The sequence below is a fragment of the Novosphingobium sp. KACC 22771 genome, assembly GCF_028736195.1.
GTDB lineage: Bacteria > Pseudomonadota > Alphaproteobacteria > Sphingomonadales > Sphingomonadaceae > Novosphingobium.
In genome coordinates this window covers 3,627,159-3,653,056 of sequence record NZ_CP117881.1, presented here as the reverse complement: position 1 = coordinate 3,653,056, position 25,898 = coordinate 3,627,159, and the positions used below count along the sequence as shown (strand labels likewise).

29 protein-coding genes are annotated in these 25,898 nt (G+C 63.9%); 9 read left to right on the top strand and 20 right to left on the bottom strand.

Annotation, left to right across the window (positions count from 1 at the left end; all coding sequences use genetic code 11):
• Positions 1 to 30 precede the first annotated feature (30 nt).
• From PQ467_RS16755 to PQ467_RS16745, 3 genes are all read left to right on the top strand, one after another.
• A complete protein-coding gene (locus PQ467_RS16755) occupies positions 31 to 1,575 on the top strand; it encodes a peptide chain release factor 3 (RefSeq protein ID WP_274174490.1) in 1,545 nt (514 codons plus the stop codon).
• A 283-nt stretch (positions 1,576 to 1,858) separates the two neighbouring features.
• Entirely contained in the window at positions 1,859 to 2,197 is a 339-nt protein-coding gene (locus PQ467_RS16750; RefSeq protein ID WP_168603000.1) for a P-II family nitrogen regulator, read from the top strand.
• Between the two features lie 29 nt (positions 2,198 to 2,226).
• The gene (locus PQ467_RS16745) at positions 2,227 to 3,639 is read left to right on the top strand and encodes an ammonium transporter (protein WP_274174489.1); all 1,413 of its coding nucleotides are present in this window, start codon (positions 2,227 to 2,229) and stop codon (positions 3,637 to 3,639) included.
• Positions 3,640 to 3,835: 196 nt separating this feature from the next.
• Here PQ467_RS16745 and PQ467_RS16740 read toward each other — a convergent pair whose 3' ends face one another.
• Positions 3,836 to 4,264: a TIGR01244 family sulfur transferase gene (locus PQ467_RS16740; RefSeq protein ID WP_274174488.1), complete on the bottom strand. Its 429-nt coding sequence runs from the start codon at positions 4,262 to 4,264 to the stop codon at positions 3,836 to 3,838.
• 317 nt (positions 4,265 to 4,581) lie between these two features.
• Between PQ467_RS16740 and PQ467_RS16735 the strand changes: the two genes are divergently transcribed.
• The 5 genes from PQ467_RS16735 (at position 4,582) to queC (ending at position 9,355) form a co-directional block, all read left to right on the top strand.
• Positions 4,582 to 5,346, top strand: a complete 765-nt coding sequence (locus tag PQ467_RS16735) for a cold-shock protein (protein WP_274176196.1) — start codon at positions 4,582 to 4,584, stop codon at positions 5,344 to 5,346.
• A gap of 271 nt (positions 5,347 to 5,617) precedes the next feature.
• Positions 5,618 to 6,808: an aspartate aminotransferase family protein gene (locus PQ467_RS16730; RefSeq protein ID WP_274174487.1), complete on the top strand. Its 1,191-nt coding sequence runs from the start codon at positions 5,618 to 5,620 to the stop codon at positions 6,806 to 6,808.
• Positions 6,808 to 7,734, top strand: a complete 927-nt coding sequence (gene argF / locus PQ467_RS16725; RefSeq protein WP_274174486.1) for an ornithine carbamoyltransferase — start codon at positions 6,808 to 6,810, stop codon at positions 7,732 to 7,734. The genes PQ467_RS16730 and argF overlap by 1 nt, the downstream gene beginning before the upstream one ends.
• 8 nt (positions 7,735 to 7,742) lie before the next feature.
• Positions 7,743 to 8,612 (top strand): Hsp33 family molecular chaperone HslO, encoded by an 870-nt coding sequence (gene hslO / locus PQ467_RS16720; protein WP_274174485.1) that lies wholly within the window; start codon positions 7,743 to 7,745, stop codon positions 8,610 to 8,612.
• Positions 8,613 to 8,656: 44 nt separating this feature from the next.
• A complete protein-coding gene (queC, locus tag PQ467_RS16715; RefSeq protein WP_274174484.1) occupies positions 8,657 to 9,355 on the top strand; it encodes a 7-cyano-7-deazaguanine synthase QueC in 699 nt (232 codons plus the stop codon).
• A 156-nt stretch (positions 9,356 to 9,511) separates the two neighbouring features.
• On the opposite strand, the gene PQ467_RS16710 is transcribed toward queC, so the two are convergent.
• The 19 genes from PQ467_RS16710 to PQ467_RS16620 form a co-directional block, all read right to left on the bottom strand.
• Positions 9,512 to 10,621 carry an OmpA family protein gene (locus tag PQ467_RS16710; protein WP_274174483.1) on the bottom strand — a complete coding sequence of 370 codons (1,110 nt, stop codon included), beginning with the start codon at positions 10,619 to 10,621 and terminating at the stop codon, positions 9,512 to 9,514.
• 162 nt (positions 10,622 to 10,783) lie between these two features.
• Positions 10,784 to 11,236 carry a DUF2793 domain-containing protein gene (locus PQ467_RS16705; RefSeq protein WP_274174482.1) on the bottom strand — a complete coding sequence of 151 codons (453 nt, stop codon included), beginning with the start codon at positions 11,234 to 11,236 and terminating at the stop codon, positions 10,784 to 10,786.
• Between the two features lie 39 nt (positions 11,237 to 11,275).
• The gene (locus PQ467_RS16700) at positions 11,276 to 13,462 is read right to left on the bottom strand and encodes a GTA baseplate fiber-binding domain-containing protein (protein ID WP_274174481.1); all 2,187 of its coding nucleotides are present in this window, start codon (positions 13,460 to 13,462) and stop codon (positions 11,276 to 11,278) included.
• An 11-nt stretch (positions 13,463 to 13,473) separates the two neighbouring features.
• Positions 13,474 to 13,902, bottom strand: a complete 429-nt coding sequence (locus tag PQ467_RS16695; RefSeq protein ID WP_274174480.1) for a hypothetical protein — start codon at positions 13,900 to 13,902, stop codon at positions 13,474 to 13,476.
• Complete coding sequence (locus tag PQ467_RS16690) at positions 13,899 to 14,729, bottom strand: DUF2163 domain-containing protein (protein ID WP_274174479.1); 831 nt, start codon at positions 14,727 to 14,729, stop codon at positions 13,899 to 13,901. Before PQ467_RS16690 ends, PQ467_RS16695 begins: the two co-directional genes overlap by 4 nt.
• Positions 14,726 to 17,080 (bottom strand): DUF2460 domain-containing protein, encoded by a 2,355-nt coding sequence (locus PQ467_RS16685; RefSeq protein WP_274174478.1) that lies wholly within the window; start codon positions 17,078 to 17,080, stop codon positions 14,726 to 14,728. The genes PQ467_RS16690 and PQ467_RS16685 overlap by 4 nt, the downstream gene beginning before the upstream one ends.
• Positions 17,081 to 17,110: 30 nt before the next feature.
• Complete coding sequence (locus PQ467_RS16680; RefSeq protein ID WP_274174477.1) at positions 17,111 to 17,707, bottom strand: tail tape measure protein; 597 nt, start codon at positions 17,705 to 17,707, stop codon at positions 17,111 to 17,113.
• Positions 17,700 to 17,912 (bottom strand): phage tail assembly chaperone, encoded by a 213-nt coding sequence (locus PQ467_RS16675; RefSeq protein WP_274174476.1) that lies wholly within the window; start codon positions 17,910 to 17,912, stop codon positions 17,700 to 17,702. Before PQ467_RS16675 ends, PQ467_RS16680 begins: the two co-directional genes overlap by 8 nt.
• Positions 17,912 to 18,223: a gene transfer agent family protein gene (locus PQ467_RS16670; RefSeq protein WP_274174475.1), complete on the bottom strand. Its 312-nt coding sequence runs from the start codon at positions 18,221 to 18,223 to the stop codon at positions 17,912 to 17,914. Before PQ467_RS16670 ends, PQ467_RS16675 begins: the two co-directional genes overlap by 1 nt.
• Positions 18,220 to 18,627 (bottom strand): phage major tail protein, TP901-1 family, encoded by a 408-nt coding sequence (locus PQ467_RS16665; protein WP_274174474.1) that lies wholly within the window; start codon positions 18,625 to 18,627, stop codon positions 18,220 to 18,222. Before PQ467_RS16665 ends, PQ467_RS16670 begins: the two co-directional genes overlap by 4 nt.
• Before the next feature lie 26 nt (positions 18,628 to 18,653).
• Positions 18,654 to 19,043, bottom strand: a complete 390-nt coding sequence (locus PQ467_RS16660) for a DUF3168 domain-containing protein (protein ID WP_274174473.1) — start codon at positions 19,041 to 19,043, stop codon at positions 18,654 to 18,656.
• 5 nt (positions 19,044 to 19,048) lie between these two features.
• Positions 19,049 to 19,225, bottom strand: a complete 177-nt coding sequence (locus PQ467_RS16655; RefSeq protein WP_274174472.1) for a hypothetical protein — start codon at positions 19,223 to 19,225, stop codon at positions 19,049 to 19,051.
• Positions 19,222 to 19,851, bottom strand: a complete 630-nt coding sequence (locus PQ467_RS16650) for a head-tail connector protein (protein ID WP_274174471.1) — start codon at positions 19,849 to 19,851, stop codon at positions 19,222 to 19,224. Before PQ467_RS16650 ends, PQ467_RS16655 begins: the two co-directional genes overlap by 4 nt.
• A gap of 87 nt (positions 19,852 to 19,938) precedes the next feature.
• Positions 19,939 to 21,060 (bottom strand): phage major capsid protein, encoded by a 1,122-nt coding sequence (locus PQ467_RS16645; RefSeq protein WP_274174470.1) that lies wholly within the window; start codon positions 21,058 to 21,060, stop codon positions 19,939 to 19,941.
• Positions 21,061 to 21,145: 85 nt separating this feature from the next.
• Positions 21,146 to 21,586, bottom strand: coding sequence for an HK97 family phage prohead protease (locus PQ467_RS16640; protein ID WP_274174469.1), 441 nt, complete (start codon positions 21,584 to 21,586; stop codon positions 21,146 to 21,148).
• Positions 21,583 to 21,891, bottom strand: coding sequence for a DUF6127 family protein (locus tag PQ467_RS16635; protein WP_274174468.1), 309 nt, complete (start codon positions 21,889 to 21,891; stop codon positions 21,583 to 21,585). The genes PQ467_RS16640 and PQ467_RS16635 overlap by 4 nt, the downstream gene beginning before the upstream one ends.
• Positions 21,888 to 23,060, bottom strand: a complete 1,173-nt coding sequence (locus tag PQ467_RS16630) for a phage portal protein (protein WP_274174467.1) — start codon at positions 23,058 to 23,060, stop codon at positions 21,888 to 21,890. The genes PQ467_RS16635 and PQ467_RS16630 overlap by 4 nt, the downstream gene beginning before the upstream one ends.
• Positions 23,061 to 23,096: 36 nt before the next feature.
• Positions 23,097 to 24,422 carry a DNA-packaging protein gene (locus PQ467_RS16625; protein ID WP_443192964.1) on the bottom strand — a complete coding sequence of 442 codons (1,326 nt, stop codon included), beginning with the start codon at positions 24,420 to 24,422 and terminating at the stop codon, positions 23,097 to 23,099.
• On the bottom strand, positions 24,412 to 24,891 hold the full coding sequence (locus tag PQ467_RS16620) for a hypothetical protein (RefSeq protein ID WP_274174466.1): 480 nt from the start codon (positions 24,889 to 24,891) through the stop codon (positions 24,412 to 24,414). Before PQ467_RS16620 ends, PQ467_RS16625 begins: the two co-directional genes overlap by 11 nt.
• A gap of 183 nt (positions 24,892 to 25,074) precedes the next feature.
• Here PQ467_RS16620 and PQ467_RS16615 point away from each other — a divergent pair, with 183 nt between their 5' ends.
• Entirely contained in the window at positions 25,075 to 25,725 is a 651-nt protein-coding gene (locus PQ467_RS16615) for a YqaA family protein (protein WP_274174465.1), read from the top strand.
• Positions 25,726 to 25,898 lie beyond the last annotated feature (173 nt).

The window sequence follows — 25,898 nt, the reverse complement described above, 5'->3', positions numbered from 1 at the left end:
AAAAGCGCCGCGCAATGTAAGCGCGCGCGCATGACTGACGCCTTTGCCACCCGCCGCACCTTTGCCATCATCTCGCACCCTGACGCGGGCAAGACCACGCTGACCGAAAAGCTGTTGCTGAACGGCGGCGCGATTCACTTGGCGGGCGAGGTGAAGGCGCGCGGCGCGGCGCGGCGCGCCCGGTCGGACTGGATGAAGATCGAGCAGCAGCGCGGGATTTCCGTGACTTCCTCGGTCATGACCTTTGCCCGCGAGTTTAAAGGGTTGGGGCATATCACCTTCAACCTGCTGGATACGCCAGGCCACGAGGATTTCTCGGAGGATACCTATCGCACGCTGACGGCGGTGGATTCGGCGATCATGGTGATTGACGCGGCCAAGGGCATCGAGCCGCAGACGCGCAAGCTGTTTGAAGTGTGCCGGATGCGCAATGTGCCGATCATCACCTTCGTCAACAAGGTCGACCGCGAGGGCCGCCCGGTGTTCGAGATTCTGGACGAGGTGGCCGATGCGCTGGCGCTCGACGTTTCGCCGCAAAGCTGGCCCGTCGGCATGGGCGGCCAGTTTGAGGGCATCCTTGACCTGAACAGCGGGCGCATCAGTCGGCCCGAGGGCGACAGCCGCGAATTTCTGGGCAAGGTCGATCATGAGCCGGTGCCCGAGGAATTTGCCGAGGAGATCGAACTGGGGCAGGCGGGCTATCCCGAATTTGATCTTGAGGCCTATCGCCATGGCGATCTGACGCCGGTGTTCTTTGGCAGCGCGCTCAAGAATTTCGGCGTGGCCGAATTGATCGAGGCGATTGCGCGCATTGCCCCGCCGCCCCGGCCCCAGCCCAGCGAGGCCGGTGTAATTGACCCTTCGGGCGGCGAGGTGACGGGCTTTATCTTCAAGGTTCAGGCCAATATGGACCCGATGCACCGCGACCGCATCGCATTCATGCGTCTGGTATCGGGCACGTTCAAGCGCGGGATGAAGCTGACGCCATCCGCGCTGGGCAAGCCGATCGCGGTGCATTCGCCGATCCTGTTCTTTGCCCAGGACCGCGAGATTGCCGATGAGGCCCAGCCCGGCGATATCATTGGCATTCCCAACCACGGTACGCTGCGCGTGGGCGATACTTTGTCGGAAACGAACAAGGTGCGTTTCACCGGCCTGCCCAATTTTGCGCCGGAAATCCTGCGCCGCGTCCAATTGAAAGACCCGACCAAGACCAAGCAGCTCCGCAAGGCGCTGGACGACCTTTCGGAAGAGGGCGTGATTCAGGTCTTCTATCCCGAAATCGGCAGCCAGTGGATTGTGGGCGTGGTGGGCCAGCTTCAGCTTGACGTGCTGATCAGCCGCCTTGAGGCCGAATACAAGGTCGGCGCGATGCTGGAGCCCGCGCCGTTTGACACGGCGCGCTGGGTCAAGGGCGATGCCAAGGCGCTGTCCGACTTTGCCGAATTCAACCGCGCCAATCTGGCCAAGGACCGCGATGGCGATCCGGTGTTCATGGCGCGCTCGGCATGGGATGTGTCCTATCAGCAGGAGCGCAACCCGGAACTGACCTTCTCGGCCACCAAGGAGCGGTAAGCGAATTTCCTGCTTTTGCGATTTCAACAGGCGCGTCGGGACAGAGGTTTCGGCGCGCCTGTTTTTTGCGCGGCCGGGAGGATTAACGGCATTTGCCTCCAAAACACTGCCTAAATTTTGTGCAGATGCGTAGGAATCGAGCGCAGGCAAGGCCCAAATAACCGCCAGACGGCCGCAATGGCCCGGATGAACCCCCGGAATCTCAAAAAACCCTAAATTGGCACACCCCTTGCTTTGCTTATGGCATACCGGCGCTGGGCCGGTTGGCTAACAGGGGATAGGCATGAAGTTCATCATCGCCATCATCAAGCCGTTCAAGCTCGACGAGGTGCGTGAAGCTCTCGGCGCACTTGGGGTCGCCGGTCTGACGGTGTCCGAAGTGAAGGGCTTTGGTCGGCAAAAAGGGCAAACCGAAATCTATCGCGGCGCCGAATATTCGACCAACATGCTGCCCAAGGTGAAGATCGAGATCGCCGCCAGCGACGAACTGGCGCCGCGCGTGGTCGAAACCATCCAGCAGGCCGCCAGCACCGAAGCCATCGGCGATGGCAAGATCTTCGTGCTTGATCTGGCCTCGGCCGTCCGCATCCGCACCGGTGAAACCGGGGATACCGCTCTGTGAGCGGCGCTAGCCTTAGGAGTGAACCCACTATGATCCGCAAGATGATGTGCGGCGCTGGGGCTTTGGGCGCATCGCTCTTTGCCGCCACCACCGCTTTTGCGCAGGCAGCGCCGATCAAGGCGCCGACTGCCGAACAGATGGCCACCATGGTCAATAAGGGCGACAACACCTGGATGCTGGTTTCCTCGGCGCTGGTGCTGTTGATGAGCATCCCCGCGCTGGCGCTGTTCTACGGCGGTCTGGTGCGCACCAAGAACATGCTCAGCGTGCTGATGCAGGTGCTGATGATTGTTTCGGTGGCGGCCCTTGTCTGGGTCAGCTGGGGCTATTCGATGGCCTTCACCGGCGGCTCGCCCTTTGTCGGCGGCTTCTCCAAGGCGTTCCTGATGGGCGTTTCGGCCAGCACCTATGCGGCCACCTTCTCGAACAACGTCTATCTGCCTGAATACACCTATGTCATCTTCCAGATGACCTTCGCCTGCATCACGCCGGCGCTGATCGTGGGTGCTTTTGCCGAGCGCGTGAAGTTCACTCCGCTGATCATCTTCACGGTGCTGTGGCTGACCTTCATCTATTTCCCGATGGCCCACATGGTGTGGTACTTCGCCGGTCCCGACTTCCTGTCGGACAATACGTCGGACGCGGGCCTGCTTTATGGCTGGGGCGCGCTGGACTTTGCCGGCGGCACCGTGGTGCACATCAATGCCGGTATAGCTGGTCTGGTGGGCTGCCTCGTGATCGGCAAGCGCATCGGCTATGGCAAGGAAGCCACCCCGCCGCACTCGCTGACCATGACCATGATCGGTGCCTCGCTGCTGTGGGTTGGTTGGTTCGGCTTCAACGCCGGTTCGAACCTGGAAGCCAATGGTCTGGCCTCGCTGGCCTTCATCAACACCTTCGTCGCCACCGCCGCCGCTGCCGTCAGCTGGTCGCTGGTTGAACAGGTCAAGCATGGCAAGCCCTCGATGCTGGGCGCCGCTTCGGGTGCTGTGGCAGGGCTCGTTGCCATCACGCCTGCCGCCGGTTTTGCCGCTCCGATGACCTCGATCGTGCTCGGCCTGATCGTGTCGCCGATCTGCTTCTTCTTCGTCTCGACCGTGAAGAACAAGCTGAAGTATGACGATACGCTCGACGTGTTTGGCGTGCACTGCATCGGCGGCATCGTCGGCGCCATCGGCACCGGCATCGTTGCCGACCCCTCGCTGGGCGGTCAGGGCTGGGTTGACTACACCGTGTTCCCCGCCAAGGCCGGCACCTATGACATGGTTGCCCAGGTCATCACCCAGATCAAGGCTGTGGCCCTGACGCTGGTGCTCTCGGGCGGCGGTTCGGCCATCCTGTTCTTCGCTCTGGACAAGACCATCGGTCTGCGTCCCTCGGAAGAAGCCGAGCGCGAAGGCCTCGACATCACCGAACACGGCGAACGCGCCTACAATATGTAAGAATTTCCAAGTTTGGCGGGGCTGGGGATCTCCTCCTCTCCTTCCCGGTCCCGCCTACCGATGTTCCTCCTGCGAACGACAAACTTATAAAGGGCCGGAGCCAGCCGCTCCGGCCCCTTTTTTATGCGCGGGGTAATGGGCATGAAAAAGGCCGCAAGCGGTGGGCTTGCGGCCTTTTCGCATTCAGGGGTGGGGGTCAGCGGGCCTGCGCGGCCAGCATGTCCATCAGCGGGCGAACCGGGCTGACGTCGTAACCGGCCGAGGCGGCCTGTGCTGTCACTTCGTCGAGGTCGGCGCCAAGGCTGGCCTGTGCCAGCGACCAGAGCAGCGTCGAACGCGTGCCCGAGCGGCAATAGGCCAGGATCTTGCCTTCGCCTTTGAGCGCATCGGCCATGGCGGTCACCTGCGCCTGGCTGAAACCGGCATGGGTGACGGGGATGGCGATATAGCCGAGGCCCGCGGCCGCGGCAGCCTGCGCGATGGCCTCGCCGGGCGTCTGATCATCGCTTTCGCCTTCGGGGCGGTTGTTGATGATCAGGGTGATGCCTTGTGCGGCGGCGGCATCGACATCGGCAAGGCTGATCTGCGGGCTGGCCCAGAGGCTCTGGGAAATCTGACGGAACATGGGGCTTCTCCTGATCCTGACAGGCGCGAAGGCGGATGGTCCGCGCCAAGAGGCTGGATTCGCTCTGCCAAGGGGCGGGGAATCAGACAAGCGGCGATTTGCAGATGGTGGCGCAGCCGCGGTGCCGAGGCATTATTTTGGGATATTCTTGGGGATGTGCACGATTCTATTCGCTATGACTTGGAAATTAGGATATGCCAGAGAGTGCAGAGGAGAGGGTCGCGTGTTTTGCGTGGCTGCTTGCCCTGTCGTTTGGTGTGATTCGTCCTCGCGCCACGCGATTTGGATCAGGGCGAAGCGAAGGTGCTTTCGGTTTTATGGGTTTTGATAGAGGGCGTCGCGGCAGGGGCCGAGACAAGCGCGACGGGTTCGGCGAAGAAGGTTTCGATCCCTTCATGGGCGGTGGTGACCGCTTTGGTGGTGGCGACCGTTTCGGCGGCGGTGATCGCTTTGGTGGCGGTCGTGATCGTGGTGGCTTCGGCGGCGGCGGTGGTGGCGGCTTCGGCGGCCCGCGCGGCGGCGGTGGCGGCTTCGGCGGCGGTGGTCCTCGTGGCGGCGGCTTTGGCGGCGGCGGTGGCGGCGGTATGCCCGCCCAGGTCGTTGGTCAGGGCAAGGGCGTTGTGAAGTTCTTCAACGCGCAAAAGGGTTTTGGCTTCATCCAGCGTGAAGACGGCGGCGAAGATGTGTTCGTGCACATCAGCGCGGTCGAACGCGCCGGTCTTGAAGGTCTGGCCGAAGGTCAGGGTCTGGAATTCACGCTGGTGGATCGTGGCGGCAAGGTGTCGGCCAGCGATCTGTCGGTTGTGGGTGATGTGATCGCGGTCGCCAAGCGCGAGCCCGCTGCTCCCCAGCGTCAGCTGACCGGTGAAAAGGCGACCGGCACGGTCAAGTTCTTCAACGCGATGAAGGGCTTTGGCTTCATCACGCGTGATGACGGCCAGCCTGACGCTTTCGTGCATATCAGCGCGGTTGAACGTTCGGGTCTTCGTGAAATCAACGAAGGCGACCGTCTGGAATTCGACATCGAAGTCGATCGACGAGGCAAGTACTCGGCGGTCAACCTCTCGCCGCGTCAGGGTTGATCCCGAACCTCTTGCTTTAAAGAGGACGCACGGCCCCCAATGGGTTAAAACCTGATTTCCTTAAAGGACAGGTTTGACCCGGGGGCGGCGACAGCATAAACGCGCGCAAATGGCGGCAGGTCCGAACACCTCGGTTCGGGCCGCCGCCATTTCGCGTTTGCAGCTCTGTCGGAAAATTCCGTTCCGTCTCGGAAAATTCTGCTGAACATTGTCTGGATTGAAAATTGGCCCTGCGCGTTCGGGGCCATTCTGGAATGCAAAGGAACTATCGATGACCATTTCGCCGTTGATGCCTGTTTACCCCCGGTGCGCTTTTCGGCCGGTGCGCGGTGAACATTGCCATCTGATTGGCGAGGATGGCCGCCGATATCTCGATTTTGCCGCAGGCATCGCGGTCAACCTGCTGGGTCACAGCCACGAAGGGCTGATTTCCGCGATTCAGAAGCAGGCCGCGACGCTGATGCATGTGTCGAACCTGTATGGCAGCCCGCATCAGGAGAGCGTTGCGAAGCGGTTGGTCGAACTGACCTTCGCCGACACGGTGTTTTTCACCAATTCGGGCGCCGAAGCGGTGGAATGCGCGATCAAGACCGCGCGCGCCTATCATCAGCATGTCGGCAATCTCGACAAATACGAGCTGATCACCTTCAAGGAAGCGTTCCACGGGCGCACCATGGGGACGATCTCGGCCTCGAATCAGGAAAAGATGCATAAGGGCTTCCTGCCCATGCTGCCCGGTTTCAAATATGTCGATTTCGGCGATCTGGAAGCGGTGAAGGCGGCTATCGGCCCCAACACGGGCGGTATCATGATCGAGCCGATTCAGGGCGAGGGCGGCATCAAGGTTCCGACCGAGGAGTTCCTGCAGGCCCTGCGCGCGCTGTGTGACGAGCATGATCTGATGCTGGTCTTTGACGAGGTGCAGTGCGGCGTGGCGCGTACCGGCACGTTCTATGCCTATGAGCAGTTCGGCGTGGTGCCCGACATTCTGGCGACCGCCAAGGGCATTGGTGGCGGCTTCCCGCTGGGCGCTTGTCTGGCCAGCGAGAAGGCTGCGCGGGGCATGGTGGCCGGCACGCATGGCAGCACCTATGGCGGCAACCCGCTGGCCATGTCAGCGGCCAGTGCCGTGCTGGACGCGGTGGCCAATGAGGAATTCTTGGCCCATGTGCGCGATATGGGCGCCAAGCTGACCAGCCGTCTGGAACAGTTCATCGGCAATTATCCCGATCTGTTCGAACTGGTGCGCGGGCGCGGCCTGATGCTGGGCCTGAAGATGAAGGTCGAGCCGCGGCCTTTTGTGGCTCATCTGCGCGACAATCACCAGTTGCTCTGCGTTTCGGCGGGGGACAAGACCATGCGTATCCTGCCGCCGCTGGTGATCGACGAGAGCCACATCGACGAATTCATGGACAAGCTGTCGGCCGCTGCCGCCAGCTATCAGCCTGAAGAGGTGGCGTGATGGCGCGGCATTTCCTGAATCTCTCGGATGCGGGGGGGGATGCGGTCGTCGCGATGCTGAATGACGCGCTCGACCGCAAGCGGGCGCGCAGCAGCTGGACCAAGGGGCGTGTCGATGCCGATGCGCCTTTGGACGGCCACGTGCTGGCGATGATCTTTGAAAAGAACTCGACCCGCACGCGCGTGTCGTTCGACATGGCGATGCGCCAGTTGGGCGGCAGCGCGATTGTGATGGATGCGGGTGGCATGCAGCTCGGTCGCGGCGAGACGATCGCCGATACCGCCCGCGTGCTTAGCCGCATGGTCGATGCGATCATGATCCGCACCAACGATCATGCCAAGATCGAGGAATTGGCGCATTATGCCACGGTTCCGGTGATCAACGGCCTGACCGATGCCTCGCATCCGTGCCAGATCATGGCTGATCTGCTCACGCTGCTGGAGCGCGGTGTGGCGTTGCCTGGTATGGAGATGGCGTGGCTGGGTGATGGCAACAATGTGCTGCATTCGCTGATCGAGGCGGCGGGGCTGTTGAAGTTCAACATCCGTGTGGGCGGGCCCAAGGGCTTTGAGCCGGATGCGGGATTTGTTGAACAGGCGCGGGCGCGAGGGGCGAAGATCACCTTTACGCAGGACGCGGCCGAAGCGGCGCGCGGGGCGCAGGTGGTGGTCACCGATACCTGGGTGTCGATGGGCCAGCCCGGTGGCGATGCCGTCATCAAGGCGATGGAGCCCTATCAGGTCAATGATGCGTTGATGGCGCAGGCCGCGCCGGGGGCCTTGTTCCTCCACTGCCTGCCCGCCCATCGCGGCGAAGAGGCCACGGACAGCGTTATCGACAGCGCGCAGAGCGTCGTCTGGGATGAGGCGGAAAACCGCATTCATGCCCAGAAATCGGTGCTGCGCTGGGCTTTTGGGCAGGTGTGAGCGCGGGCATGGATTGCGTTCTTCACTTTACCATCCCATCGCGCGATGCACGGGGCCGGGCGGTTCGCCTTGGGCCCGTGCTCGACCTCGTGCAATCGGCGCATGACTATCCGCCGCCGATTCGCAAGTTGCTGGCCGAAGCGCTGGTGCTGGGGGCTTTGATGGGCTCCCTGCTCAAGGATCAGGATAGCCAGTTGACCATGCAGGCGCAGACGCAGGATGGCGTGGTCGACCTGCTGGTTTGCGATTATCGCAACGGCGAGGTGCGCGGCTATGCCCGCCATGACGAGCAACGTCTGGCGGCTCTGGGGGCGAATCCGACACTGCATGATCTGTTCGGCAAGGGCTATCTGGCGATCACCTTTGATCTGGCCGTTACCAAGCAGCGCTATCAGGGCGTTGTGCCGCTTGAGGGTGATTCTCTGGCGCAGGCGTGTCAGGCCTATTTCGTCCAGTCCGAGCAGGTGCCGACGCTGATCCGCGTGGCGACATCGGATGTTGACGGGCACTGCGTGGCGGGCGGGCTGTTGGTGCAGCATTTGCCTGACGGTGAGGAAGGCCGCGCGCGCCTTCACGTTCAACTGGACCACCCACATTGGGAGCATGTTGCCGTGCTGGCCGGATCAACGCGTGACGCTGAACTGGTGGATAAGGATCTCGCGCTGGACCAACTCGTTTGGCGGCTTTTTCATGAGGAAAGCGAGGTGCGCGTTTCAGAGGACGCGCCGCTCAAGCGAGGTTGCCGGTGCAGCGAGGAGCATTACCGCTTGATCCTCTCGCGGTTTGGCGAGGAAGAACTGGCCGAAATGCGGGACGAAAAGGGCGAGATCGTCATTGATTGCGCCTTTTGCTCAAGGCTTTTCCCGATTTCGATGTAAGGTGGCGCTGCCCACTGCCGGCGCGCCGCAATAGAGATGGACGTATGACCCAGACTGATGTTCCTGCCGGCCGCAAGGCGGTTGTTCTGCTTTCCGGCGGGCTGGATTCGATGGTTTCGGCGGGGCTGGCCCGTGAGGCGGGCTATGAGATCTATGCGCTGACCATCAATTATAACCAGCGCCACGCCTGCGAAATTGATGCGGCCAAGGTGCTGGCCAAGGAATTGGGCGCCGTGCGCCATGTGGTGCTGCCGCTTGATCTGCGCCAGTTCGGCGGCTCGGCGCTGACCGATGATATTGATGTGCCCAAGGATGGGCTGGAGCCTGGCATCCCCGTTACCTATGTTCCGGCGCGCAATCTGGTGTTTCTGTCGCTGACGCTGGCCTGGGCCGAAGCGGTGGGCGCGCGCGACATTTTCATCGGGGTGAATGCTCTGGATTATTCCGGCTATCCCGATTGTCGCCCGGAATTCATTGCCGCTTTTACGCAAGTTGCGCGTCTTGCGACCAAGGCGGGCGATGAAGGCGGCGAATTCACAATCCATGCGCCGCTGCAATTTCTGGGCAAGGGCGATATCGTCCGTGAGGCGGCAAGGTTGGGGCTGGATGTGGGGCTGAGCTGGTCCTGCTATGACCCGCAGCCTGATGGCTCGGCTTGCGGTCTTTGTGACAGCTGCCGCCTGCGTCTAGCTGGCTTTGCCGAAGCCGGGCTTGAGGACAGGTTGCGTTACGCCACCAAATAGGGCCATTTCAGATCACATTCGATATGGGTCGGGATTCCAAAGGGATTCCGGCCCATTTCTTTTGCGTTGTAGCCTATCCACGCTGGCTGGGTAGGCTGGACAAAAAAGAAGGGGCAGCTTGCGCCGCCCCTTCCGTTTTTGCCTGAAAGGCTGGACTTAGTTGCCCGAACCCGGACCGTAGGTGATTTCCACGCGACGGTTCTGGAGTTCGCGAACGCCATCGGCGGTCGGAACGCGCGGGTTGGCTTCACCGAAGGCCTGGCTCGAGATCGCCGAGTCAGCGATGCCATGCGAGGTGAAGTAAGCGCGAACCGAAGCGTTACGACGGGCCGAAAGGCCGAGGTTGTACTTGGGCGTGCCCGAGCGGTCGGTGTAACCAGCCAGAACGACCGGAACCGAGGCGCAGTTGCCATAGGCCTGAATGGCGCTGTCGAGGATCGACGAGGCTTCAGGGGTGATGTCCGACTTATCCCAATCGAAGAACACGATGTAGGGCCCCTTGTTGCACACCGGAGCCGGAGGCGGCGGGGGCGGCGGAGGGGGCGGCGGAGGCGGGGGCGGCGGAGGCGGCGGGGGCGGGGGAGGCGGCGGAGGCGCAACCGGTTCGGCACCGAAGTTATAGGTCAGCGTCGCCAGCAGCGAGTGCGAGTGGAACTTTTCCGACAGGGTATTGCCGGTCAGGCCCACGAAACGATCCGCACCCGGAGCGTTGAAATAGCGATACTTGAGACCCAGGTCCCAATTCTTGCTGATGGGCGCGCGGATGCCAGCCAGAGCCTGCCAGGCAAAGCCGGTGGCCGAATCGTCCAGACCGTTGCTGACCAGCGAGGTCACATTGAAGCTCTTGACGCGGCCGACGCCGACGCCGCCACCGACAAAGCCCTGCAGACCGTTATCGGGACCAAAGTCGAGCAGACCGTTGGCCATGAAGCTCAGAACGCTGGTGTTGCCAACGACCTGGTTGTTGTCGGCGGTGTAGATCGTGCCGTTGGCCGCTTCGAACGACTTGGTCTTCACGCGACGATAGCTGGCTTCGGTTTCGAGACGGAAAGGACCGAAGTCATAACCGACGATGCCACCGAAGTCATAGCCCAGCTTCGACTTGATGTTGCCCAAAGCGGCGCCGGTCGTGACATTGCCCAGCGGGTTGGATTCGACGATGACAGCACCGGCGTCACCTTCGACGTACCAGGTCTTGTCTTTGGCCAGTGCCGGCGTAGCGAGGGCAGTAGATGCCAGCGCCAGGCCCAAGGCAATCTTGCGCATGTGTTTTCCCCTTGTGCGAGTGAGAGGCTACCAATTGGGCGCAGGTCTAACCCCTCACTAACAGGCGTGCAAGCCGAGAAATACTTAGGTCTGTTGCAAATCTGCCACAGGTGAGGCAATTTCAATTCTTTGATTGCGGCATTTTGGCCTCTGCCACGCGCCTTAGGGCAAAATGCCCGCCATGCGTAAGGCAGCGATTAACTGACCCAGCGCGGCGCGGGCCTCCGAATCCACCGTCGAACCGCCGGTGGGGATGCCGACCGCCGACGGGATTTTCCACCCCGAGGCGTAAAGCCAAGAGCGGCCAGAGGAACGGTCAAACACCCTCATCCCATCCTTGGGCGTTACATAAATCCAGTTTCCGCTTTGCCGACACGCAATCTGGCCGACATGCGATGCCCAATCGCCGGTGGCGCCGGTGCCGATGCTCCAGTTCTGGCCATCGACCGGCGATGCGGGCGGCGTCGTGGCCGTGCCTTCGATGGCGCAATGCAGCAGCGCATCGGCAAGGGCAAAGGCCTCGTTGACGTAAAACTCCTTTTGCGCCTGTCCGGCATAAAGGAAGGGCAACCCAAAGCGGGGGCTGGCATTGTCGAAAACGAGAGGATCGCTCATCTAAATTCTCCTGTTGTTCGGATGTGGAGCAGGGCGGGGTCAGAGGTCGCAGAGATGCAGCGCGTCGGAAGCCTGATAGGTGCCCACTTGCCGGACCCAGAGGGCGCCATGGCCATGGGCGGCCACCAGATCGGCCTGTGTTGCGGCGTTCAGAGCCAGGTTGGCTGAAGCCGTCTCCCACAAGGCAAAAGGAGCAGCAATTGGGCCAAAACCAACCTGATAGGCTTCCTTTTCCTCTTTGAGCGGCACATCGACATAATCGGACCAGACCAAGGCCCCACGCGCCCTTCGCGTCCAATTCAGGCTCAACGTTCCATCCGAAAGTCGCAAGGCCTGACCTTGCGCGGGCGAGAGCGGGCGCATGGCAATCCCGCGGCAGGCAATCGCGCTGGTGACCGGATCGTTGTCGCCCAGCCCCATGGCGGCGATCATGATGGCGCTCGAACTGCCGATCCTGCTTTTGTCCAATTCGACGATGCCGTCATTAAGCAGCACAAAGGCCTCGTCGATACCATGGCTGCCGACGGCAGCCTCTGTCCCCGCGCGTCCGCGCAGCAATTGCTCCAGCCTCCACCTTGCCCCACCCAGCGGCAGCGCGCGGCCAAATTGCACGATCTCGGCGCCCAGCAGCGCGCGATTGGCGCCCGCCGACAATTGGCGCGGCGTGGCATCGCTCAGCGCCAGATCCGCATTGGCCAATTCGATCTCGACCGTATGGGTCCGATCCGCCACATGCGTCGGCCCTGTTGCCAAAACGGTCATGGCCTTGCCCATGGTGGCCATTTGCCGCCCGCTGGAGCCGATCTGGGTCAGCGCGCCCGTGCCATCGTCGATATAGAGGGCTGCCCCCTTCCAGCCGCTGGCCGAAGAAGCAAGTGCGGCATAGATCCGCCCGGCGTCGCCCGCAGCGCTGCCGTCCGATGGCAGTTCAAAAGCGGTGATCCGGGTCTGTCCCAGCACCAGATCAGAGGCCAGATTGGCCTGCCCGGAAGCGGTCGCGGCGCGGATCAGCGCCTGCGCGGGAGCGACGCGGATCAGGCTGAGTTCGACTCCCGTTTCGCGCCACTCCCAATCCTTCACCCGCCACAGCCCCTGGATCGAAGGCAGCGTGACGCAGCGGCCCGGAGACACCGCCGGATCGAGTTCGGCGCAGCGCCACTGGATCGTTTCCTGCGCCCAGTCATCGTTCTGCACCGCGCCGCAGATCAGGCGAAAGGCCTCCTCGCTGGTGGTGCTGACCGGCAGGTCGAGCGTCTTGGGCTGGCCGGACAGGGCGGCGCCCGGAGCGCGCTGAGATCCGGGCTGATAATCGAGATCGACATCATAATAGCGCAGTGACCTTGGCGGCGATTTGGCGGGTGGTGTGCGTTTCCAGCTGTATCCCCCCTTGCCGCCGAAATCGCCGGTGCCCGTCGCCGCGACCGGTTCGTCCAGCATCGGCGGGGTCGAATCATCCTGCGGGGCAATGGTCAGCCCATCGCCATCAGCATCGCAGACAATCGGGACAATCGGCAGCCAGGCCGCCAGAGTATCGGCCAGCGGGTCGGAACAGGAAAAGCCCCAAATGCCATCGACGGGCACATCGACCTTTGCCTCCTCGACCGTATCCCGCACGAGAGCGGCCAGATTGAGCGCACCCTCATCACAGAACAGCTCGAAATTCAGGCTGGGCAGGCGGTTGCCGAATTCGCCCAGTTGCAGATCCTCAAACACCACATAGGCCGTGCCGCGAAAGGCCGGACACTGATCGCCGCCCATCATGGAGGCCATCAGCGGATCGACCGCCTGATCCGCTGCCCCGGTGTGAATGCGCAACGTGCCCCCCACCTTGAGATCGCCCGAAGCACCGCGCAGCAATTTGCCGTCGGCCCAGATCCGGCCGACCCCGATGATCGGACGACTGGCCAGCGCCACGGCGAAGGACGAGGTGTAACTGTAGGTGGTGGTCGAGGGCTGCCCTTTACCGCCGCCGCTGCTCGAACTGTGCTCGCTCAAATCGGTGGCCCAGATGATCGTGCCGCCCACACGCATCCGGCCGTAATGTCGCGGCAAGGCGGCGCCGTAGGTTGATGTGGTGACGCTCAAATCCTGCAGGCGGGCGCCTTGGCGTCTGGTGGAGGTGCCAAAGATTGCCCCGTCGATCTGGCTGCCCGCCAATGCGCCCAACGCGCCGCCCAAAGGCCCGCCAAAGGCAGTGCCGATTGCGGTGAACAAAATCGTTGCCATGGTCTGCTTCCTTAAACGTTGGAGGCCGCGTGAATGTCCGGGGCAAGCCGCCAGTGTTGGACTATCTCGCCCTCAGGCATGACGGGCGTGCGCAGCACGCGGCGCTGGCCCGCATGGGCGTGGACAAAGGCGCCGCCCGAAACGGCGATCACGAAATGCAGCGCGGCAGCCCCCATGCGCAGCAGGATCACATCTCCGGGCATGGCCGCGCCCTCGACCGCGACAAAACCCCACCGCCCGGCCATATGCACCGCCCGGTCGGGGTTGGCGTTGCGCCACGCATAATCGGTGGGCAAATCGCCCGACCGCCCAATCGCCCGCAACGCGGCGGCCAGCACCCCCAAGCAGTCCAGCCCATGCTCCGGGTGGCGCCCATGCAGGCGAAACCGCGTGCCGACCAGATCCTCGGCGGCCCGCGCCAGATCCGGCCCCGGCATCATCCCGCCACCCCATAGCGCACCACCAGATCATTGCCCGGCAGGAACGGTTCGCCACGGAAATTGACGGCATTGCCAAAACGCGCGCCGCATGTGGCCAGTGTGTGATCGCAACCCTCGCGCAGCACCACCCGCAGCCCGCCGGTCAAACCTACATCGAGCGGATGATCCAGCATCAGGAAACTGCCTGAGCGCCCGGTGATCGTCATTGACAGGCCCGCATAAGGCCCGTCGATCCAACGCAGCGTGCCGCCCAACAATAGGCCCAAATCGAGCCCGGAACCCGACGAATCGGTCAGATGGATCAGGTTGCTGTCCAGATCATGCGCCAGCAGTGTGGCTTCATGCGTGAAGCGGGCCGCCGAGAGCGCGCAATCCCGATCACAGAACTGAGCGCGGCAGGTCGGGCTGGTACGCGGGATCGGGTCGCGGGCCAATTCGGCCTTGCTCGACTCCAGCTCTGCCACAAAGCCCTGCATTTCCTGACTGACCGCGCCGATGGCGCCGCGATAGAGCGGTTGATGCTCCATGGTTTCCCAGTCCACCACGCCCACCACCACCCGCGCGCCTTCGAACCGGCCCGATTGCAGGTCAAACGCGCGGATTGCCTCATGACTGATCGCGCCGGTGATTTCGGCCGAGTCATCGTCCAGCCCTGCCGTGCGGCGGATTGCGGCGGGCATCATGCCGGGCGCGGCCATATGGTTGAGCCCGTCAAACCACAGATCGCGGTCATGGGTGGTAAAGCCCAGCGCCACGCCATCGCCCCGCATGATGCGCCAATAGGTGGCCACGGTTTCCAGTTCCTGCGCGAACCATACCCGGCTCATACCGCCTCCCGCACTTCGATGACGGGGACCGAGGGAGCTTCCCCGGCCAGAAAGGTCAGGCCCGAGATGTCGAGGCGATCCTGTTCAAAGCGCACCGGAACATCGAACAGAAACCCTGCGCGCACGATAGCTCCGGCGGCGGGCGGAGTGGCAAATTGCACGACCCCGCTCGCACCCAGCACCCAGCCGGTGGCCTGTGCCACACCATTGATACTGACCAGCACCGAGCCGCTGCGCGGGCGGGTAATGCGTCGCAACTGGGCATCGTCCTGGCCCAGCAGAGCCTCGCCATAGCGTTTGACGAGCGCAAAACTGGTGGCATGTCCGTCGCCGGTGCCCAGCACCTGATCGTTGACCGATGGCGTGCCGACCATGCCGTTTGAGCTGAAATCACTGGGATCGCACAGGCGGAAGGCACGCGCCGGGCCGCGCCGTGCGCGAAAGAAACCCAGCAAAACGCCCAGATCCTGCTCCGAGCGAATCCCCGGCCCCACGTCAAAGCTCAGCCTGGCATCGCTCCACAGGCTGTTGCGGCGTTCAAAGCCGGAGGCCGTGGTGGTCACGCTGGTGGAAAAGGCAGGGCTGATCTTGGTGTCCAGCCCCAGCGGCAGCGGATAGGCGACATCATCGAAAGCGTTCATATCGTTGCTGTCCTCTGAAACGGGCAGGGCGACAAAGCCGTCGCGGCAGACCTGCGGCAGCGCCCAGACGAAAATTTCGTGGGCCGCCCGGTCGCGCGCCTCGCCAATGCCTTGGTCAATCATGCGCCATTGCGCCGATTGGCTGGGCAAAAGGACGAAACCGGCCAAATAGTCCTGCTGTGCGGGCGGATATCCCAGCCGCGCGTTGACCAATTCATAGGCCGCATACCGCTGCGCATCGGCGCCAGCGGTCAGCCAGTCGTAATCCTCGACCTGAAGCCGGTCGAAAGCGGGGCTGGCCCAGCCGACCGGCATATTGGCCCGCCGCGCCTCCGGTGTTGCCGGATCGAGCACGGTGGGCACGAAAGTCAGCAACAGCGTTTCGCAGGCCACGCCCGCCGCCTGCGCCACCGCCCGCGCCGCGCCAGCCAGAGCGATGGTCGAGGCCGCCAGCAACGCGCCCGCCTGATCCAGCAGCGCGATCTGCGCCCCGGTCAGGCTGGCGCGCAGGTCGGGGATGGCCACCGGGTTGCCGCCAAAGGCCGCCTTGGCCGCATCGTCATAGATGCAGATCCGCCCGTCGCCCATCACCCACCACCACGGCTCGCCCACCTGAAAGCGTACGGGGCAGCCGGCATCGACCAGTAATTGCGCAAAGGCGGCGGCCACCGATTTCTGCCATGCCATCGCCGCCGTATGGGCCGGAGACATCAGCGCCGAGGGCGGCGACCATCCGGTCAGCGCCGGATCGCCATTGGCCGCGCGCTGCTGCCACGCCGGGGGGCAATGCGCGGCCAGCACTTCGTAAGAGAGCGAGGCGATGGGCGAATAGTCCCATGCCCGACATGCGGCGAAGAATTCCCGGTGCCACGCCCGCGCAGGCAGGCATAAGGGATCGCTGGAAAGACCCACCAAAAAACTGCCACCCGATGCAGTCAGTTGGAAGAAATGGCTCATCCCGACATAGTGCAGAATGCTGCCCCGATAGCCGAGCTGGCGGATCGAACGGAGCAGGCGGGCGGGCGCCTGGTTGAAACTGTCGTCATAGGCGGTGGCCATGGCCAGCCCATGGGGCGGCACAAATACATTGCCGATCCGCAACATCGCGTTGCGGCCTGTGCAGCGGATATTGGTCATTTCCGCCCATGCATTGGTGCTGGCGCTCAAGGGCGCGGTCGATTCGGCGGCATAGCCATCGGGCACGATCGAAATGAACATGCGGTCGATGTCGGCGGGATAGAGCGGGTCCATCCCCAAATCGTGCGACCATCCGCCGAAGACCTCGGAAAAGTTCAGCGTGATCTGCGCATCCTCGCCCGATCCGCTGGCAAAGTTCCACAGGCGGACATACCATGTGCGCGCCGCGCCCGCCGCATCGCGGCCCTCAATGGTCAGCGTTGGGCCATTGGCCTGATCCAGAGCCACCAGCCCGCCTGAACGCCAGCGGAACGACAGGGTTGTGCCCGAATAATTGCGCATCGCGTCATAGGCGAGCAGCGGATGGTCGAGCGTATCCTCGCTCTCCCAGATCAGTCCGGCCAGATCGCCCTGCGTCAAAAAGCAGGCGTCGAGCCGCAAGGCATCGGGCGCGGGGGTGGTGATCGCGGCCATCATCGGACGCGGAAAATTGACCGTCCAGAAGCGCGGATCAAAGCGCTGGATCCAGTCGGTTTCCTGCCCCTCGCGGGCAGAGGCGAGCCAAAAAGCCATCGGATGCTCCTGTTATTTCAGGATGGGGCGTCAGGATTGGCTGAGAGCGCGGCGCACCGCGCTGGCGACCTGACGGCTGGACCGCTGCATGGCGCCGGGCGCATCGCCGCTGCTGCCACTCAGCTGGATCGACACGTTCACATTGCGCGAGGGCGCATTGAGCGCGCCATTCGGGGCAACCGATCCGGCCGAGGTCGGCACGAACAGTTCCGGCCCGCGCTCGCCCACCAGATAGGCCTGACCCGGCGAGACCGGCCCCCCGGTCGCCCGCCCGGGCAGGCCCAGGATCGAGCCGATCAGCGAGGAAAGCCCCGAGGTCGCGCTCGAACTGGTCTCCAGCCCGAGCGCGCCGGACAACAGGCTGCTCGACGCGCTGGCGGCAATATCGGCCAGCGCCTTGAGCGCGGTGGTGCGCAGGTCGCCAAATCCGCTGCTGCCGCGTTTCAACGCCTGCGTCAGCGCCGTGTCGAGCGTCGAGCCCGCCTGCGTAAATCCGGGCAGCAGCGTGGTGTCAAAGCCGCTGCGCATGGCGGAAATGTCTTGCGCAAAGCCCTGCGTGCTGGCGCGCACATCGATGAGCAGGCTCTGGACAGTATCCGATCCGCCGGAATTGAAAGTATTAGCCATGGTCGCGCTCCATCAAGCGGTTCATTTCCTCGCGGCTCAACGGCGCGGCGCCGGGGGCGGCGCCGGGGGCGGCATCGGGGGCCAGAATGGCGGCCAGTTCGGCAGGCGTTGCGCCCCAGAATTCATGGGGTCGCCATCCCAGCAGCCGTGCTGCCAGCCCGGCCAATCGGCGCGCTGCGGGGCCAAAACTGGCGCTATGCTCCATCACCCTTCGCCCTGCAGGATCTGGCCCAACAGGCCGCGCAATTGGGGAGATACGCCCGCCAGCCCCTGCGCCACCACCGCCTCGCCCAATTGCTCGCGGGTGAGCCCATCGCGCCGGGCCAGGCAATGCCAGAACAGGCCGATCAGTTCGGCCAGCCGCAATTGCCCCGCCGCCGCCCGCTCCACCAAAGCGAAGAGCGGCCCCAATTCCTCCTCGGCGGCCACCAGCGCGGCAAAGCTGGGGCGCAGCACGCGCGCCTCGCCCGCCACGATCAGGCTGGATTCGCCGCGCCAGGGGTTGGCCGGGTTCATACCGACACCACCGGCCCAGAGCTTTCCAACTGGATTGTATAGGAGCGCTCATTGTTGTAATCGCCCGAATATTCCAGCTTCTGGACCAGGAACTTGCCCTGCATTTTGCTGCCGTCTTCGAAGCTGAGCTGATAGGTGTCGATCGCTCCGTTCAGCGCATTGGTGCGGATGCGGGCCTCGGCGGCCGATCCCATGAACACGCCTGCGGCGCTGACCGAAACGGTGCGCGCGCCCGCGCCGGACAGCAGATCGCGCCAGCCCGCGCTGTCCTTGGTGGTGATGGTCACGGCTTGGCCGGCAATCGACATCTGGGTGGTGCGCAGGCCCGCCACGGTGTTGAACGTGGGCGTGGCGGCGCCATCGGTGATTTTCAGCAGAAAGGCGGCTCCCGATTGAGCGGTCATGGTGTCCTCCGTAAAAGGAAATGGTTTCAGGCGGCGATGGTGCGGAAGCGATATTCCAAGAGCATCGCGCGCGTGTTGTTGGGCCGCGCTTCTGCGCGGCTGCGCAGGAAGTTGAGCGTGACGATGCGATAGGCGCCCTGATCACGCGGCAGGCTGGCAACGCGGGCCTGAACCGCGGCCGTCACCGCTGCGCCATCCTCGGGCCGGTCGCCGCGCAGGTGGAGTTCAAGAGCGATGCGCGTTTCGCATCCCGCCTCGCTCTTGGTGCTCCAATCCACGCTGGCGCTGGTGGCGATGGCCAGCCACGGCAAAGCGGTGCGGCTGGGCGCTTCCTCGGTGACGGAATTGAGCATGGTGACAAGCAACGCATCGCCAGCCAGCCATTCGATCAGACTGGCGCGCAGGGGAATTTCCATCGGGCCTATCCTCCTTGATGGGCGGTAAAGGCGGGCCAGAGCAGGCGCGCATCGCGCCAGATGGCGTTGGAATCGCGGCTGTTCTGAGCCTGCCGGGCGATTTGTTCGGCCATGGCTTCGGCCTGCCGGGTCAGTGCGAGCGCCAATTGGCCCGGATCGGGCGCAAACGAGGCCGAGATCATGCCAGACGCATCCGGCGCCACGGCCGCCAAAGGGCCGTGACCGACGCAGGCGGCAGGGCGTCGGCCCCGGTGCTTTCGCGCTGGCGATATTGATGGGCGGCCAGGCGCATGATCCCGTGGCGCAAAGATTCGGGCAGGCCCGACCATTGATCGGCCATTCCTGCGCAATAGCGCACCACCACCCGGTCGAGCCCGCTGCCCGCAGGAATGCGGATCGCGCCTTGCCCATCGCCGTCGATCCGCACGCCATAGCGGTCGGTGGCCAGCGCAGTACGCTGCCCCGTGCTGCTCAAGGCCTCAACCGAGACAAATGCACTGACCGGGCGAAGGCTCAGCCGGTGCCACCCGTCGTGGGTTGCCCGCGTCTGCCAATCGCCCGGATAGGTGCAGCTTTGCCAATCCTCCGGACCGGGCATGGCCATCCGCCCTGTGGGGACACAGACCGTTTCTTCATACGTGGCGCTCAACGGCACCATCCCGATATAATCGGCGCAAACCTCCAGCGCGGTGCTGAGCAGGCCGGTCAGACCCGCATCGTCCGCCGAAATGGTGATGCCAAGCCAGTCCTTCAGCTCGGCCAGCGCCGCAGGTGCCAGGACCGGTGGCGTGACGATAACCCGCGTCATGGCGGTCTCCCTTACTTGGATGATCGGAAAAAGGCGCCCTTCGCGCCCCAAAACATGGCAACGCGAAGGGCCAGGCGGGGAGAGCCTTTAGGCGGTGATCTTGAGCAGCTTGATCGCGTCGCTATCCAGCACCTGTCCGCCCACGCGCTTGGTGGCGTAGAAGTTGACATAGGGCTTGTTGCTGTAGGGATCGCGCAGCAGACGGGTGCCGAAACGCTCGGTGATCAGATAGCCGTTCTGGAAATTGCCGAAGGCGATGGGATAGGCCCCGGCGGCCACATCGGGCATATCGGCCGCCTCGACCACCGGATAGCCCAGCAGGCGGTTGGGCTGGCCCTCCATCACCGAAGGCTGCCAGATATAGGCGCCGGTCGAATCCTTGACCTTGCGGATCTGGGCGATGGTGGCCGCATTCATCACCCATGCCGCGCCCTGACGGTGGGCGGGTTTGAGCGCCATCACCATGTCGATCAGGCGATCATCGGGCATCGTGCCCAGCCCGGCGGCATCGCCCGAGCCCAGATACTGGAGCGTGCCGAAGCTGCGCGTCGTGTCATCGGCGCTGCTGGGCGTGCCGGTCAAAAAGCCCAGCGGCTGGTTGGTGCCGGTGCCCGAAACGAAGGCGGCCCCTTCGGCGCGGGCAAATTCATTGGCGATCTGGCCCGCCAGCCAGGCTTCGACATCAAAACCGGCATCGTCGAGCATGAACTGCGTGGCCGAAGGGTTGGCATAAAGCTCGCCCGAGGGGGGGATGATCTCGGCAAATTTGGGCGAGGTGGTTTCGCCGCGCGCGGCGGTCTGGCTGGCCCAGCCCGACTGGGGCGCACCGGTGGCGATCAGCTTGCGATAGTCCGAGGTGGTGGTCTGGACCACCTGCGCAATGGCGCGGATTGGGCTGAGGCGCAGCAGACGTTCGGCGATCTGCTGGTCCAGCACGGTGGGAACGACAAAACCGCCATCGCCCATCACGGCGGTGTTGAGCGATTTCAGCTCGGCATCGCGCCCGGCACGCAGATAGCCATCGACAAAGCCCTTCAGCTCGTGATCGCCGCCATGGGTTGCCCCCAACGGCGGGCGGGACGTGCGAAACCGTGACTTTACTTCCTCAATCTCGCCGCGCAGCGCCAAAAGCGCGGCATCGGCGGCTTCCTGACGGGCCACGATATCGAACGAAGCGTCGAGACCATTGCTCAGGTTTTCATGTTCCATGGGGCATTTACCTTTCACACAAGAGGGCCGCCCCCAAAGGCGGCTCGACGAAAACGGAAAAAGAGGGGTGATGATCGCGCCGCGCTCAGGCGGCGGTTGCTCCGCTGACCATATGGACCCGTGCGTCATGCTGCATCGGGTGGGACACCAGGCTGACTTCATAAAGGTCGATGTCGCGCAATTCGCGCCCCTGCGCGTCGCGGTCAAAGGCGCGGGCGCGATAGCCAAAGCTCAGGCCCGTGACCTTGCCGGTTTTGAGCGCGGCGGCCGCGCCGCCCGCCGGATTGTCGATCCGGGCGATGACGCGCAGCCCCCGCTCGTCCTCGGCGGCATTTTCGATCCAGCCGATGCGCTGGTCCGGGTTGTGCTGCCAATAGAGGGGCAGGGGGCCTTGGCGGCGGGCATCGCGCTCGGCCAGCGTGCGGGAAAAGGCGCCCGGGCGGATCGTGTCGCGCCCCGCGTCGCGCTTGTCGAACAGGGCGGCATAGCCGGCAAAGCGCAGGGTGCTGTCGGTTTGTATCGTCATTTCAACAACTCTCCCGCACCCGACCGCATCGCGATCCCCACCAGCACCGCAGCCAGTCCGGCGCGCACCAGCCAGTCGATTACCGCCTTCCACATGCTGCGCTTGGCATCGCGCCACGCGCGCAACAGTTCGCGCAGTTCCGACAGGTCATCGGAGGCGCCATCGTCATTCAGGCCCATGCGCGCCAGCATGCGCGCCGCGCCCAGTTCGCTGGCCTCCTCGACAATCGCGCGCAGGGTGATCAGGTCGCCGCCATCGGCATTTTCCTGCGCCATCAGCCGCGCCAGCATGTCCTCGCGCTTCATGGCTGCACCGGGGCGGCTTCGGGCGCCAAACCAAGCGCGGGAAGCCCCAGCATCTCGCGCTTTTCCGCATCGGTCAGGAAATTGGCGGCGTTGATCTGGCTCCACAGCGCCTGCCGGTCCTCGGCCAGCGCGGGGATGCGATCAAGGTCGATCCCAAGACGCGCATCGGGGAACCAGGTTTCCAGCCCCTCGGCAATGGCCGAAAGCAGCTTGTCGGCCAGCGGCAGCAGCGTCAGCCGCCAGAGCGCCTTGTTGGCCTCCTTGTAATTGTTATACGTGCTGTCGCCCGGCAGGCCCAGCAGCATCGGCGGCACGCCAAAGGCCAGCGCAATATCGCGCGCGGCGGCGGATTTGAGCGCGGCAAAATCCATGTCGGCGGGCGACATCGACATCGACTGCCATTTCAGCCCCCCTTCGAGCAGCATCGGCCGGCCGGCATTGGGAGAGCCGGAAAACACCCGGTTCAATTCCTCGCGCAGCCGGTCGAACTGTTCGCCCGACAGGCCCCCGCCATTGCCCGCATCATAGACCAGCGCCCCCGAAGGCCGCGCGGCATTTTCCAGCAAGGACCGGTTCCAATTGGCCGCCGCATTATGCGTGGCCACCGCCTGATCCGCCGCGCCAAGGCAGCCTGCGCCATAATGATCGTCGCCCGGATGATAGCCCTTGATGTGGATGATATTGGGCGAGGCATCGGCATCGCACATCGGGATGGTCATCGAGCGGTCGCCCACGCGATAGGTGATGCCCGTGGGCCAGCCATCCTGACCGAACACCAGCGACACCCGTTCGGGGCGCAGCGCGAAGAGTTCAACCGGATAGCCCAGTCCGTCCTTGAGGATCTGCACATAGGCATTGCCGTGAAGCAGCAACTGGCTGGCCAGCGTTTCGAGCAGCGATTGCCCCGCCGAGGTTTCCAGCACCAGCATGGCCAGCGAAGGATCGGTCGGAGCCAGCGGCGCCCCGGCAATGCCATCGGCCACCAGCCGCACGGCGCGATGCGCCACCGGATTTTCCAGATAGGCGCGGCGCACCGCCTGATGATAATCAAAGGGCTGCCGACCGCTCTGGCCGTTGCTGAAAACCCATGGCGAGACATAGGATTGCGCCAGCGGCACGCGGGCTCCCTTGCCCTTGAAGGCGGAAGCGATGGTTTCAAGGAAGGTCATGGTTCGCCTTTCAAAACAGGTGGTTGGGCGATGGGCTCACAAATCGATCACGCGCGGCGGGGCGCGGGTGGAGAGCATCAGCTCGGTCAAGGCCCAGACGGCCGCATCGGCGCGGTCGGGCGAGCGGCCCGGCCCCTGATAGGCCCCGCCCGCCACCAGACCGCAAAGCTGGTCCTCCAGCGCGGGGAAGGCGCCGACATGGCGCACGCGGCCGGTTTCATAGAGCGCGGCCACCGGTTCGGCCCGCGCCGCCTTGCCCACGCTGGCATGGACCAGCCGGATGGGCAGGGCGACATTGGCCGCGCGCAACACGCTTTCCACCATGGCCCCGCCCTGATTTGCCTCAGCTACAACGCGGTCGGCGCGCCATGTGGCGGCGGCCTCGGCCACGGCGCGGGCCCATTTTTCCGGGCTGGCGCGATGGACGGTGGCGTCGGCAAGGATCCGCGCCACCCCGTCCTCGCCCAATTGCGCGACGATGATGCCGCAGGCGTCCCCTGCCGCCGAGGCCGGGGGATCAACCCCGATCACGGTGCGCGCAGGTTCGGCCCCGGCCATGTCCTCGCGCGCCGCCTCGATCATTGCGCGGGTCCAGAGCGCCCCCTCAATGTCGGTCAGCAATTCGCCGTCCAACTCCTGACGCGCCAGTGCCGAGCGGCCAAAGCTGCGGCGCATATCCTTGAGGAAACGCGCGGGCAGGTTGGCAAGATTGTCCTGCGTCCGCCCCCGCGTGATGATCGCATCCTCCTGATCCAGCAATTGCATCAGCAAAGGCACCGCGCGCGGCGTGGTGGTGGCCAAGGCTTGAGGGTTCTCGCCAAGGCGCATGCCCAGCAAAAGGTTGTTCCAGCTTTGCTCGGCCCGCTGCGCTGCATTATCCCATTTGGCGATCTCGTCGCACCAGGCATGGCTGTGCTGCGGCCCGCGCAGGCTTTCGGGTTCGCCCGCCGAATAGATCGTCGCCTGCGCCCCGTTGGGCCAGACCAGCCGCCGCAGCGAGGGTTCAAACCGGGGGCGGCGGCGTGGGGGAGAGCAGGCCAGAATGCCGCTCTCGCCCTCGACCATCACCGCGCGCGCATCGCCGAGCGACGATCCGACCAGCGCAATCCGCGCACCGGGATGGTCGGCGGCCACGCGGCGGACCCATTCGGCACCCAGCCGCGTCTTGCCAAACCCGCGTCCGGCCATCACCAGCCAGATCCGCCAGTCGCCGCGCGGCGGCAATTGTTCGGGCCGCGCCCAAAGCTCCCAATGATGGCGCAATTCGGCGCGTTCGGCCCCGGTCAGCACCGCCAGAGTCGCCAGCCTTTGCGCCATCGGCTGGGCCAGCAGGCATTCCAGCAGCGGCGGCTTATTCTTCATGGGTGGCATCCTTCGCCGCCAGCCAGCGTTCGCGCATCTTTTCCAGCTTGGCGTTGATCGAGGCGAGGATCGCATCGGCGTCCTCCTCCTCACGGATGGCGCGTTCGCGGGCCACCGTCTCGCGATGGGCGGCCAGCAGGCGCAGCGCGGTGGCATTGTCGAAACTGCGCGAGGCGCGTTTGGCGCCCGTTGCCGGTTTCAGCTCGCCCACCCGCAGGCGGTAGAGCAGCGCCATTTCCAGCGCGTCATACCCTTCGCAAAGGGCCGAGCGCCAGGCGCGGGCAAATTCGGGATCATGGCGGCGCGTGTCATAGACCAAGCGGGTCGAAACCCCCGCCTTGGCCGCCGATGCCGTCACATTCGATGTCGCGGCCAGTTCGGCCAGAAAGATTGCGCTCCATCCGGCATGGGCGCACCGTGGAGGCGCCGTCAGTTCACCCTGACGGCGGGACTTGGGATTGTCCGCCATAGTTTTGATCCATTGCTTGAAGGTTTTCGCGGCCGGGAGCGACTCGGTCTTTTGCGATGTTCCCTATATGTACCTATTGAGCGTGACGATGTCAATGGCAAAGTGCCAAATGGGTTATTGATCCGCGCTTGCCCAGAGGCGCTGCGCTGGTTAAGCATCGCCCCGGATAGAAGGGGAATTCAGATGCTTCGCCGCCTGTATGTTTGGACGATGGGCAAGGCCGCCGGGCCATTTGCCGAATATTGGCTCGCCCTCTTCGCCTTTGTCGAGGCCAGCTTCTTCCCCATTCCGCCGCATCCGGTGCTGGGGCTGATGTGTCTGGCGCGCCCGGAGCGTGCGATTCGCTATGCAATTATAACCACATTGGCTTCTGTGGCGGGTGGTTTGCTGGGCTATGCCATCGGCCATTTCGCTTTTGCGCTGGTGGGTGAAAAGCTGCTCGATGCGCTGCATCTGACCGCCAGCTTCCCCTATGCCGCCTGCAAATTGCGCGGCGAGGCGGGCTTTATCGCCATCATCGCCAAGGGCGCGACGCCGATCCCCTTCAAGCTCATCACCATCACGGCGGGCTTCATCGGCATGCCAATCGGCAAATTCCTGCTGGCCAGCGTGATCTCACGCTCGATCAGCTTCATGATCGTGGGCGTGTTGTTTCGCCTGTTTGGCGCGCCGATCAAGGCCTGGATCGACAAGTATCTGGGCGTGGCCGTGGCCGGGTTTGTCGTGTTGATTGTCGTCGGTTTCATCGGCGCGGCGATGCTGGGCGGGCATAAGGGCGGTGTGGCCGATAAATGCACCGGGGTGACGATGGAGACTTTGTCGCAGGTGAAATGAAGGTTTGCCTCCGGCGGGCAAAGGGACTCGGTCCCTTTGCAATCCCATTATGGGGTGCCGCTTTGATCGTGGCCTTGCGCCGATAAAATTATAGCCTGCGGCGCATTCAACGGCGCCGCAGGCTTTATTATTTCGCTATCGCGTCCGAGACAAAACGTCGAATCCATGGCGCA

Bases quoted from the DNA above. Each gene is read 5' to 3' on its own strand.
- PQ467_RS16680 (WP_274174477.1), bottom strand. From the start codon at position 17,707: ATGGCTAATACTTTCAATTCCGGCGGATCGGATACTGTCCAGAGCCTG.
- PQ467_RS16685 (WP_274174478.1), bottom strand. From the start codon at position 17,080: ATGGCTTTTTGGCTCGCCTCTGCCCGCGAGGGGCAGGAAACCGACTGG.
- PQ467_RS16665 (WP_274174474.1), bottom strand. From the start codon at position 18,627: ATGACCGCTCAATCGGGAGCCGCCTTTCTGCTGAAAATCACCGATGGC.
- PQ467_RS16695 (WP_274174480.1), bottom strand. From the start codon at position 13,902: ATGATGCCGGGGCCGGATCTGGCGCGGGCCGCCGAGGATCTGGTCGGC.
- PQ467_RS16645 (WP_274174470.1), bottom strand. From the start codon at position 21,060: ATGGAACATGAAAACCTGAGCAATGGTCTCGACGCTTCGTTCGATATC.
- PQ467_RS16700 (WP_274174481.1), bottom strand. From the start codon at position 13,462: ATGGCAACGATTTTGTTCACCGCAATCGGCACTGCCTTTGGCGGGCCT.
- PQ467_RS16745 (WP_274174489.1), top strand. From the start codon at position 2,227: ATGATCCGCAAGATGATGTGCGGCGCTGGGGCTTTGGGCGCATCGCTC.
- PQ467_RS16735 (WP_274176196.1), top strand. From the start codon at position 4,582: ATGGGTTTTGATAGAGGGCGTCGCGGCAGGGGCCGAGACAAGCGCGAC.
- PQ467_RS16625 (WP_443192964.1), bottom strand. From the start codon at position 24,422: ATGAAGAATAAGCCGCCGCTGCTGGAATGCCTGCTGGCCCAGCCGATG.
- PQ467_RS16705 (WP_274174482.1), bottom strand. From the start codon at position 11,236: ATGAGCGATCCTCTCGTTTTCGACAATGCCAGCCCCCGCTTTGGGTTG.
- PQ467_RS16630 (WP_274174467.1), bottom strand. From the start codon at position 23,060: ATGACCTTCCTTGAAACCATCGCTTCCGCCTTCAAGGGCAAGGGAGCC.
- queC (WP_274174484.1), top strand. From the start codon at position 8,657: ATGACCCAGACTGATGTTCCTGCCGGCCGCAAGGCGGTTGTTCTGCTT.
- PQ467_RS16730 (WP_274174487.1), top strand. From the start codon at position 5,618: ATGACCATTTCGCCGTTGATGCCTGTTTACCCCCGGTGCGCTTTTCGG.
- PQ467_RS16670 (WP_274174475.1), bottom strand. From the start codon at position 18,223: ATGAACCCGGCCAACCCCTGGCGCGGCGAATCCAGCCTGATCGTGGCG.
- PQ467_RS16635 (WP_274174468.1), bottom strand. From the start codon at position 21,891: ATGAAGCGCGAGGACATGCTGGCGCGGCTGATGGCGCAGGAAAATGCC.
- PQ467_RS16750 (WP_168603000.1), top strand. From the start codon at position 1,859: ATGAAGTTCATCATCGCCATCATCAAGCCGTTCAAGCTCGACGAGGTG.
- PQ467_RS16650 (WP_274174471.1), bottom strand. From the start codon at position 19,851: ATGACGCGGGTTATCGTCACGCCACCGGTCCTGGCACCTGCGGCGCTG.
- PQ467_RS16655 (WP_274174472.1), bottom strand. From the start codon at position 19,225: ATGATCTCGGCCTCGTTTGCGCCCGATCCGGGCCAATTGGCGCTCGCA.
- argF (WP_274174486.1), top strand. From the start codon at position 6,808: ATGGCGCGGCATTTCCTGAATCTCTCGGATGCGGGGGGGGATGCGGTC.
- PQ467_RS16675 (WP_274174476.1), bottom strand. From the start codon at position 17,912: ATGGAGCATAGCGCCAGTTTTGGCCCCGCAGCGCGCCGATTGGCCGGG.
- hslO (WP_274174485.1), top strand. From the start codon at position 7,743: ATGGATTGCGTTCTTCACTTTACCATCCCATCGCGCGATGCACGGGGC.
- PQ467_RS16690 (WP_274174479.1), bottom strand. From the start codon at position 14,729: ATGAGCCGGGTATGGTTCGCGCAGGAACTGGAAACCGTGGCCACCTAT.
- PQ467_RS16640 (WP_274174469.1), bottom strand. From the start codon at position 21,586: ATGACGATACAAACCGACAGCACCCTGCGCTTTGCCGGCTATGCCGCC.
- PQ467_RS16710 (WP_274174483.1), bottom strand. From the start codon at position 10,621: ATGCGCAAGATTGCCTTGGGCCTGGCGCTGGCATCTACTGCCCTCGCT.
- PQ467_RS16755 (WP_274174490.1), top strand. From the start codon at position 31: ATGACTGACGCCTTTGCCACCCGCCGCACCTTTGCCATCATCTCGCAC.
- PQ467_RS16615 (WP_274174465.1), top strand. From the start codon at position 25,075: ATGCTTCGCCGCCTGTATGTTTGGACGATGGGCAAGGCCGCCGGGCCA.
- PQ467_RS16740 (WP_274174488.1), bottom strand. From the start codon at position 4,264: ATGTTCCGTCAGATTTCCCAGAGCCTCTGGGCCAGCCCGCAGATCAGC.
- PQ467_RS16620 (WP_274174466.1), bottom strand. From the start codon at position 24,891: ATGGCGGACAATCCCAAGTCCCGCCGTCAGGGTGAACTGACGGCGCCT.
- PQ467_RS16660 (WP_274174473.1), bottom strand. From the start codon at position 19,043: ATGGAAATTCCCCTGCGCGCCAGTCTGATCGAATGGCTGGCTGGCGAT.